Consider the following 9,681-nt stretch of genomic DNA (forward strand, 5'->3'; position numbering starts at 1 on the left):
CCCGAGGTGGAAACGCCAGAGGCTTACCTATCGCTATTTTCACTGCCTGATGACTTCGATAAGATTCTGTCTGTGATGCGTTCCAGGGAAGTGTCAGTCAGTATTATTTTGCAGAATCTGGCGCAGTTAAAAGCATTGTTTGAGAAGCAGTGGGAAAGCATTATGGGAAATTGTGATGAATTTTTATATTTAGGCGGCAATGAGCAGGGAACACATAAATATGTCAGCGAACTTCTTGGCAAGGCAACGATTGACACGAACACCTATGGAAAGTCAACGGGACATTCCGGGAACTATTCCACCAATTATCAGAATACAGGGCGGGAGCTGATGACACCCGATGAAGTTCGCATGTTGGATAACCGATATGCGATTCTTTTTATTCGTGGAGAAAGACCAATTTTAGACGAGAAATTTGATATTTTAAAGCACCCCAATGTGGGACTTACAACTGACGGAAACGGAAAACCATATCTGCATGGAGCAGTTGACCGGGCAGTGGCAAGTATTTCACTGGGAGACAGCTTGGAAGGCGAGTTCACAGATGATTCTCTGGAAGTGGAAGATTATGAATTATTATCCGATGAAGATCTGGAAGAAATCATTCAGAAATATCAGTAAATCCAAGAAAAATATATAGGAGGCTATCAAAAAAATGAAGTTAGATATGCGAAAGAAGCAGGAGAAGAAAGAAACAACAAAATCAACGAAGAAGCTGCCAATGACAGCAAAAATGAAACGTGCCATGGCAGTGTATATTGCAATGGTACTGATTATGACAGCAGGAGCAAGTACCGTATTTGCGGCAGACGATCCACTGACCGTTATCAATAATCTGTCCACGTTTATCTTTGGACTGATTCGTGCCATCGGAATGATTTTGTTGGGATTTGGAATTGTGCAGGTCGGTTTATCACTGAAATCTCATGATCCAAGCCAGAGAGCGAATGGATTCCTGACACTTGCAGGCGGTGTTATTATTACATTTGCAAAAGAAATCCTGAATCTGATTACAGGTTAAGAAGAATAGGAAATAAGGAAACGGGACGGTGCAGGCCCGAAAGGAATCGCACCGCCCAGGCTAAGACAGGAGGTGTTTAGAAGGTGTCAGATAACTGGGTAGTACAGAACTTGCAAAATGCCTTGGATACCTGGAACAGCAAACTTGCAGAAATCTGGCAGATACTCACACAGTCACCGGAAACCTTTAAGGGTGGCGGTATCTGGCAGGTGATTGTGCAGATCCATGGAGCATTGCAGGCAATCGGCTATGCTTTGTTAGTGCTTTTCTTTGTAGTCGGAGTGGTCAAGACTTGTGGAAGTTTTACAGAGGTAAAAAGACCGGAACATGCATTGAAAATTTTTATCCGTTTTGCGATTACAAAAGGCGTAGTCACGTATGGACTGGAGCTGATGATGGCATTATTCAATATCATACAAGGAGTGACCAGTACGATTATGCAGACCGCAGGATTTGGAAGTACGGAAGATACCGTTTTACCGGACGAAATCATAGAAGCGGTAGAAGATTGTGGATTTTTTGAAAGTATTCCTCTATGGGCGGTGACGTTGATCGGTGGACTTTTTATTACAGTTCTGAGCTTCATTATGATTATGAGTGTATATGGAAGATTTTTTCGATTGTATCTTTACACAGCGATTGCACCGATTCCATTATCTTCATTTGCAGGAGAGCCGAGTCAGAATATCGGAAGAAGTTTTTTGAAGTCATACGCAGCAGTGTGTCTGGAGGGAGCAATCGTGGTACTTGCCTGCATTATATTTTCATTGTTTGCATCATCACCGCCAGTTGTCAATCCAGATGCAGCAGCAGTCACTATGGTGTGGAGCTATATTGGAGAGTTGATTTTCAATATGCTTGTACTGGTCGGTGCGGTGAAGATGTCAGACAGGGTAGTGAGGGAAATGATGGGATTGTAAAAAGGACGCCCGAAAGCATCCTTAAAATTTATTCTACAATGTTGTTGCTATTGTTATACCGCATATTCCCCTGAGAATCAAAATGAACAGAATCTAAAGGAATCCCTCTTTGTCTGGCACGAGAAATCTGGAAGGACATATCGTCTTTCATAACTTTGTAGTATTGATGTTCCTGCCATTTGCGTCGCAGAGCAAAAATCCAGCTGAGAACAGAAAAGGCAGTCAGCAGATAGAGGATTGCAAATGCAAGTTTCTCATGAGTTGCTGCCCATGGATTCAGAATCGTGGAAACAGCAAGGAAGTATAACAGCGGTAAGGTCAGATTTAATCTGGCAGCAATCCGAAACAGCAGAGAAATCAGGAATAGAGCAACGGTAACAACAAGTGAAATCATAACAGTGATTGGCATAGGTCAGTCCCCCTTTCATTTACCCAAAGTGTAACAGAACAGGAAAAATATAACAAATGTGCGATTTGGAGGTGTATCGTTTTGGAAGTAAAAATTAACAAGGAAATCAGGAATTACACAGAGGCAATCTTTTTCGGGTTGTCCCTGAGACAGTTTATCTTTTCAGTATTAGCCTGCGGGATTGCCGTCGGGCTTTATTTTTTGCTTCATCCATACATGAGTATGGAAACAGTGAGCTGGATTTGTGTATTGGAAGCTGCCCCTTGTGTGGTGTTTGGATTTGTAAAATACCATGGAATGACAGCAGAGCAGTTTATCTGGGCATGGATTAAATCAGAAATCCTGATGCCGAAAAAACTGGTGTTCCGGTCAGAAAATCTTTATTTTGATGCAGTAGAACCAGTCATTAAAAAATATGAGAAAGAAAGTCTGAAGAAGGAGGGACGCAAGAAAAATGATAAAAACGCTGAGTAATATCTTCAAGCAGGATAAAGAAAAATTTGTAATTCCAAGAAGCGTACAGCAGGTAATTCCCATCGAGACCATCTGGTCTGACGGGATATTTAAAATCGGGAAAAATAAATTTGCACGTACTTATAAATTTACGGATATCAACTATGCGGTGGCAAGCAAAGTAGATAAGGAAACCATGTTCCTGGAATATATGGATTTATTAAATTCGTTCGATTGCGGTGGAACAACAAAAATAACGATCAATAATCGCCGCTTGAATAAAGTGGATTTTGAAAAAGCAATTCTGATTCCGATGCAGGAGGACGGACTGGATTTATATCGGAAAGAGTACAACAACATGCTTTTAGATAAGGCAACCAGTTCCAACAGCATGGTGCAGGAAAAATATGTGACAGTATCCTGCTATAAGAAAACGATCGAAGAAGCAAGAACCTATTTTGCGCGAGTGACAACAGAGCTGAACAGCCATTTTGCAAGACTGGGTTCCAAATGTGCAGAGGTAAATGGAGAAGATAAGTTACGGATTCTGCATGATTTTTACCGTACAGGAGAAGAATCTGGTTTCCATTTTGATATTCAGGAGAGTATGAGAAAAGGGCACAGCTTCAAAGATTATATCTGCCCGGATACTTTTGAATTTGAAAAAGATTATTTCCGCATGGGAGATCGTTATGGAAGGGTACTTTTTCTTCGTGAGTATGCTTCTTACATCAAAGACGATATGATAGCAGAACTGACCGATATGAATCGGAATCTGATGTTGAGCATTGATGTGATTCCGGTTCCGACTGATGAAGCAGTACAGGAAGTGGAAAAACGTCTGCTTGGTGTGGAGACGAATATCACAAACTGGCAGAGACGGCAGAATGCCAACAATAACTTTTCCGCAGTGATTCCTTATGACTTGGAACAGCAGAGAAAAGAAAGTAAAGAGTTCATGGATGATCTGACTACACGTGACCAGCGTATGATGTTCGGTGTACTGACTATGGTGCATACTGCAGAATCGAAAAAGCAGCTTGACGCAGATACGGAAACACTTCTGACCATTGGACGGAAAAAGTTATGCCAGTTTTCAGTTTTGAAATTTCAGCAAATGGACGGACTAAATACAGCACTTCCCATCGGACACCGAAAGATTCCGGCAGTCCGCACGCTGACATCGGAGAGCGTGGCAGTGTTGATGCCATTCCGGGTGCAGGAGATTATGGACGCAGGCGGCATCTATTGTGGAGAAAATGCAATCTCCCATAACTTAATCATGTGCAATAAAGAAAAACTCCTGAACCCGAACTCATTCCTTTTAGGTGTGCCGGGAAGTGGAAAATCCTTTAATGCAAAAATGCAGATTGTATTCCTGGCACTGGCAACGCAGGACGATATCCTGATTTGTGATCCAGAGCGAGAGTATGCATCGTTGGTTGAAGCAATGGGCGGAGAAGTGGTTCGTATTGCTGCAGGAAGCAGGGACCACATCAATGCAATGGATATGGTAGACGGATATGGAGATGGCGGTGATCCGGTAATTGAGAAGTCACAGTTTATCTTATCTTTGTTTGAGCAGTTGGATAAAAAAGGGATCAATGCGAAGGAACGTTCCATTATTGACCGATGTGTAGGGGAAGTCTATGAGGAATATCAGCATGGCGGAGCAGTGCCGACTTTACGGGTGTTGCGTGAAAAGTTTCTGGAACAGGAAGAACCGGAAGCACAGGATTTGGCACTGGTATCAGAATTATTTACAAATGGAAGTCTGGACGCATTTGCACATGAAAGTAATGTTGATGTGAATAACCGTATCATGGTATACGACATTCTGGATTTAGGAAAGCAGCTAAAGACCATGGGACTTCTGGTTATCACTGATGCAATGCTGAACCGGGTAACAGAGAACTGGAAACAGGGAAAGCGAACTCATATTTTCTTAGACGAGTTTCATGTAGTATTTGAAAATGAGTATTCCGGAGCATTTTTTAACTCTGCATGGCGAAGATTTCGTAAGCGTAATGCATTTCCGACAGCAATTACCCAGAACGTGGAATATCTGTTAGATTCTGTTCTTGCAAGTACGATGATTTCCAACAGTGAGTATATCGTGATGCTTAATCAGGCAGAGCCGGACAGAGCAAAGTTGGCAACACTTCTGAATATCTCCACTGAGCAAATGGGATATATCACAAATGCAGATGCCGGTTGCGGTTTGGTGAAATACGGAAGTTCGCTTGTACCGTTCGTCAATAGATTCCCGACCAATACAAGGTTGTATAAACTGATGACCACAAAGCCGGGAGAGGACAGTATCAACCGAGGAAGAATGTAACTTCAATAATCAATTTAAGAGAATGGCACCGGAAATCGTCACAATTTGTGGCGTTTTTTAGTGCCGGAAAAGGAGAAAAATATGTCAGAAATCAGATTTTCATCAAAGGAACACGAAAGGTTTTTTTATCAGATGTTAGCAAAATGCGGAAAGCACGACAGTTATTACAGTTCATTTTTCTATTGTGTGGGAATTTCTGAAGATACCAGAAATCATGTTGACCGCATGTTTGATTTTAAGGAGCGTTTGATTAAACCGGAAGCACTGCATGAAGGGTGGCAGACAGGCGGTTCGGCACGATTGACGAGACTGGCATTTAACTTGTGGAATGGATATGTGGAGAAAGGAGAAGAAAGTCTGTCTACCCCATACGAGATGTTTGATTGCGGTCATGCACCATATTTTTATGAAGCAATCCGCATAAAGTATCCAGAATACTGCCGGGAACTTCCACAGGTGAATAAAAAAGAAACTAATCATGAACGCTAGATAAAGATTCAAATGGAGGAAAGCGATGGATCGTAAGATAAAAACACGCCAAGTCCATAAGGATATTAAAGTATTAGATAAGACGGTTACGGTGACAGACCATGTCAAACATTCCTATGTCAGAACAAAAGAAACTGTCATGCAATCGACGGAGAAATCCAGTGATAGAGAGAATAATCCGGTAGGTTATGCAGAAGATGCGGCCAGCGAGTATGCTGACCGCATCTTTCACGAAACAGGGCATCAGGTACGTAGACAGGCAGGAAAGATTATTGAACGGAAGAAAGAGAAAGTTTCTGTTTCTTTGGCAGGCGAAGAAACAGTTTACCAGCCGAAAGAACAAATCCGACCAGTACCGCCTTCAGGCGGGGAAAAGGCACAGGAGCAGGGAAAAAAACTTGCTGTAAAAAAAATCAAGACTGTTGAGCGGGATAAAAGAACCATTAAGACCGGGAAAGCATCGGAGCAGGTTGTAAAGAATACCGGAAAGGGTACCATCAAGACATCTGGAAAATCAGTCAAGACTGCAGAACAGACGGCAAAGACCAGCATTAAGACATCGGAGCAGACTGCAAATGCTTCTGTCCGGGCAATGCATTATTCTATGAAAAAAGCAGAAAAAGCAGTGCAGACAGCAAGGCAGACTGCACAGAATACCAGGATTGCAGTGAAAAAGACAGAAAAAGCGGTAACACATGCAATAAAAGCGTTGATTGAAGCTACAAAAGCATTACTGAGTGCATTGACTGCAGGTGGTTGGATTGCGGTTATGATTTTGATTATCGTCATTTTATTTGGTGGTTTTCTATGCATGACAGGTGGGGATAATTCCAGTACGGTTTCTTCCGTCAGTGCAGAAGTAGAAGCATACGAACCACTAATCCGGCAATATGCAAACCAGTATGGCATTGGAGAATATGTGGAACTGATTAAAGCGATTATGATGCAGGAATCCGGTGGGAGAGGACTTGACCCGATGCAGTGCTCAGAGGGCAGTTTTAATACAAAATATCCCAAACAGCCGAATGGAATTACTGATCCAGAGTATTCGATTTCTTGTGGTGTGCAGGAGATAAAAAGTTGTCTGGAACGTGCAGGAGTAAAAAATCCTCTGGATATGGAAAATATTAAACTGGCATTGCAAAGTTACAACTATGGAAATGGATATCTGGAATGGGCGAAAGCCAGAGGTGGATATACCCTTGCAAATGCAGCAGAATTTTCCGATATGATGGCACAGAGAATGGGGTGGAGCAGTTATGGGGACAAGCAGTATGTACCACATGTGCTTCAGTATTATGCATTTGGAAGAATCCCGACAGGTATCGGCAATCAGGCAATCGTTCAGGTGGCAGCATCGCAGGAAGGGAAAAGTGGGACAACTTACTGGAGCTGGTATGGATTTGGAAGGCGGGTAGAGTGGTGTGCCTGCTTTGTGTCCTGGTGTGCAGACCAGAGCGGTTATATTCAGAGTGGAGTCATTCCGAAATTTTCTCTTTGTTCGGACGGTGTGAAGTGGTTTGAAAGTAAAGGTAGGTTCCGTGACGGAAGTTATACCCCGGCGGCAGGAGATATTATTTTCTTTGATTGGGGAAACAATGGAACGATTGACCACGTTGGAATTGTGGAGAGTGTCAGCGGTGGAACAGTGAATACCATTGAAGGAAACAGTGGAGATAAGGTGGCAAGACGGAGTTATAGTATTGGAAGCAGTAACATCTATGGATACGGTGTTCCGGCATATTAAAAGGCAGGAGAAAGAATATGATAGTCTAATATTGAATCCGTTGTATACAATTCCTAAAAATAGACTTGACTTCTAAATATTACAGGTGTAAGATTTAGAAAAATAAAATAATTAGAAGAAAGGGGTATCTATGAAAAGAAAACGGAAAAAGCAAAGCACCCAAAAATCTTACACTTGTAAGATTTTTGGGCTGATAGTGGCTATAACAGTAATTGCTGTTTCAGGAGGTATTTTATTAAAAAGGACTATAACGGAATCACCAGAAAATACACTTATGGAATATATGAACCATATTGAAAAAAAGGAATATGAAGTAATGTACACTATGATAGATTCAGATGAAAAAGTTTATCTGACAAAAGAAGAGTACATACAACGAAATTCTAAGATATACGAAGGAATAGAGGTCAGTGACATCAAAATCAGTCATGTAACTGTGAAAGAGAAAAAAGCAGATACAGTTACGCTTTCGTATGAAACATCATGTAATACAATTGCCGGAACAATACAATTTGACAATATGGCAGAACTGAAGAAAACGAAACAGGGATATAAATTAGTATGGCAGGATAGTTTGATTTTTCCAGATTTAGAGAGTGATGATAAAATAAGTGTTACTACATCAAAAGCGGAGAGAGGAGAAATATTAGACCGAGATGGTAAAATGCTTGCAGGAAAAGGAGTAGCAACATCAGTTGGCATTATACCGGGAAAGCTGGAAGACAGGAATGTATCTATTGAAAAAATAGCGGAGTTATTAGAGATAGATGTAGAAACAATAAATAACAAACTCACAGCAAAGTGGGTAAAAGAAGATTCTTTTGTACCAATTGAAACTATTCCGAAAGTAGAAGAAATAGATTTAATGAAAATACAGCCAGAAGAAAAGACACTTGAGGAGCAGGATCGTCAGAATAAACTTTTGGAAATTCCAGGGGTTATGCTATCAGATGTGGAAGTTAGAACCTATGAGTTAGGGGAAGCAGCAGCTCATTTAATTGGTTATGTACAGTCTGTAACAGCAGAAGATTTGGAAAATCATCCAGGGGAAGGATATTCAGCTGAAAGTGTAATCGGAAGATCTGGGGTGGAAAAGTTATACGAAAAGCAATTAAAAGGAAAAGATGGTTGTGATATAAAGATTTTGGATAGTGATGGGGAAGTAAAAGAGGTTCTTGCAAGTATTTTTAAAGAAGATGGTATGGATATAAGATTAACGATAGATTCCGATTTGCAAAAATCATTATACGAGCAGTTTAAAGAAGATCCGGGGTGTTCTGTCGCAATGAATCCTTATACGGGAGAAGTATTGGCTTTGGTAAGTACCCCATCTTATGATAATAATGAATTTATACGGGGCTTATCATCAGAGAAATGGACATCATTAAACGAAGATGAAAAGAAGCCATTATATAATCGTTTTCGTCAAGCATGGTGTCCTGGCTCAACATTTAAACCAGTTGTGGCAGGAATTGGGTTGAAAACGGGAAGCATAGATCCAAAAGAAGATTTTGGAAATGAAGGTTTGGCATGGCAGAAAGATTCGTCTTGGGGATCTTATCAAGTGACAACACTTCATGAATATCAACCGGTTATTATGAAAAATGCAATTATCTATTCTGATAATATTTATTTTGCAAAGGCAGCTCTTAAAATAGGTAGTGAGAATTTTATGAATACTTTAAATGAAATAGGATTTAATCAGAATATGCCGTTTGAGATTGCGATGCAGGAATCAACATATTCCAATACAGATAAAATAGAAACAGAAATACAATTGGCAGATAGTGGTTATGGGCAAGGGCAGATTCTTGTAAATCCATTACATCTGGCAAGTATTTATACTTCATTTTTAAATGAAGGGAATATGATAAAACCGTATTTGAAATACAAAGAAGAAGCATCCGGTGAAACATGGATAGAAAATGCGTTTAGCAAAGAAAATGTAGAAGAAATTATGCAAGGGGTGGAAGGTGTTGTAAATGATCCGGAAGGAACCGGATATGCTGCACATCGTGACGATATTTTGCTGGCTGGAAAAACAGGGACAGCCGAGTTGAAGGCAACGAAAGAAGATACTTCTGGCAAAGAAATCGGGTGGTTTTCGGTGTTTACGGCAGATAAAAGCGTGGACAAACCAATTCTTCTTATCAGTATGGTTGAGAATGTGAAAGGAATCGGTGGAAGTGGTTATGTTGTTAAAAAAGATGCAACCGTATTGGAGGAATATTTTGAAAAATAAAAAAATTTTTACGGGGAATTATTACATATGTAAGATATTTGCGATGATATTGATAGTTC

At 40.7% G+C, this 9,681-nt stretch carries 9 protein-coding genes; 8 read left to right on the plus strand and 1 reads right to left on the minus strand.

Annotated elements, in window-relative coordinates; genetic code table 11:
* The 3 genes from PG418_RS18625 to PG418_RS18635 form a co-directional block, all read left to right on the plus strand.
* A partial coding sequence (locus tag PG418_RS18625) for a type IV secretory system conjugative DNA transfer family protein (RefSeq protein ID WP_498837855.1) occupies nt 1-621 on the plus strand: 621 nt, incomplete at its 5' end.
* Between the two features lie 34 nt (nt 622-655).
* A complete protein-coding gene (locus tag PG418_RS18630) occupies nt 656-1,021 on the plus strand; it encodes a hypothetical protein (protein ID WP_006426171.1) in 366 nt (121 codons plus the stop codon).
* An 83-nt stretch (nt 1,022-1,104) separates the two neighbouring features.
* Nucleotides 1,105-1,941: a VirB6/TrbL-like conjugal transfer protein, CD1112 family gene (locus PG418_RS18635; RefSeq protein WP_055194710.1), complete on the plus strand. Its 837-nt coding sequence runs from the start codon at nt 1,105-1,107 to the stop codon at nt 1,939-1,941.
* A gap of 28 nt (nt 1,942-1,969) precedes the next feature.
* Here PG418_RS18635 and PG418_RS18640 read toward each other — a convergent pair whose 3' ends face one another.
* Nucleotides 1,970-2,350, minus strand: coding sequence for a hypothetical protein (locus tag PG418_RS18640; protein ID WP_118660298.1), 381 nt, complete (start codon nt 2,348-2,350; stop codon nt 1,970-1,972).
* An 81-nt stretch (nt 2,351-2,431) separates the two neighbouring features.
* On the opposite strand from PG418_RS18640, the gene PG418_RS18645 reads away from it, so the two are divergent.
* From PG418_RS18645 to PG418_RS18665, 5 genes are all read left to right on the plus strand, one after another.
* Nucleotides 2,432-2,824, plus strand: coding sequence for a PrgI family protein (locus PG418_RS18645; RefSeq protein WP_055194706.1), 393 nt, complete (start codon nt 2,432-2,434; stop codon nt 2,822-2,824).
* Nucleotides 2,805-5,144 (plus strand): VirB4-like conjugal transfer ATPase, CD1110 family, encoded by a 2,340-nt coding sequence (locus PG418_RS18650; protein ID WP_368276618.1) that lies wholly within the window; start codon nt 2,805-2,807, stop codon nt 5,142-5,144. The genes PG418_RS18645 and PG418_RS18650 overlap by 20 nt, the downstream gene beginning before the upstream one ends.
* Before the next feature lie 81 nt (nt 5,145-5,225).
* The gene (locus PG418_RS18655; protein WP_055290354.1) at nt 5,226-5,633 is read left to right on the plus strand and encodes a DUF6075 family protein; all 408 of its coding nucleotides are present in this window, start codon (nt 5,226-5,228) and stop codon (nt 5,631-5,633) included.
* 25 nt (nt 5,634-5,658) lie between these two features.
* Nucleotides 5,659-7,380, plus strand: a complete 1,722-nt coding sequence (locus tag PG418_RS18660; protein WP_368276619.1) for a lysozyme family protein — start codon at nt 5,659-5,661, stop codon at nt 7,378-7,380.
* 130 nt (nt 7,381-7,510) lie between these two features.
* Nucleotides 7,511-9,622, plus strand: a complete 2,112-nt coding sequence (locus tag PG418_RS18665; RefSeq protein WP_498837856.1) for a penicillin-binding transpeptidase domain-containing protein — start codon at nt 7,511-7,513, stop codon at nt 9,620-9,622.
* The last annotated feature ends 59 nt before the right edge of the window (nt 9,623-9,681 follow it).

Source organism: Bariatricus sp. TF06-38A, from assembly GCF_027690675.1.
Taxonomy (GTDB): domain Bacteria; phylum Bacillota; class Clostridia; order Lachnospirales; family Lachnospiraceae; genus Allocoprococcus; species Allocoprococcus comes.

Coding starts and splice junctions, on each gene's coding strand:
- PG418_RS18630 (WP_006426171.1), top strand. CDS start 656: ATGAAGTTAGATATGCGAAAGAAGCAGGAGAAGAAAGAAACAACAAAA.
- PG418_RS18640 (WP_118660298.1), bottom strand. CDS start 2,350: ATGCCAATCACTGTTATGATTTCACTTGTTGTTACCGTTGCTCTATTC.
- PG418_RS18650 (WP_368276618.1), top strand. CDS start 2,805: ATGATAAAAACGCTGAGTAATATCTTCAAGCAGGATAAAGAAAAATTT.
- PG418_RS18655 (WP_055290354.1), top strand. CDS start 5,226: ATGTCAGAAATCAGATTTTCATCAAAGGAACACGAAAGGTTTTTTTAT.
- PG418_RS18660 (WP_368276619.1), top strand. CDS start 5,659: ATGGATCGTAAGATAAAAACACGCCAAGTCCATAAGGATATTAAAGTA.
- PG418_RS18665 (WP_498837856.1), top strand. CDS start 7,511: ATGAAAAGAAAACGGAAAAAGCAAAGCACCCAAAAATCTTACACTTGT.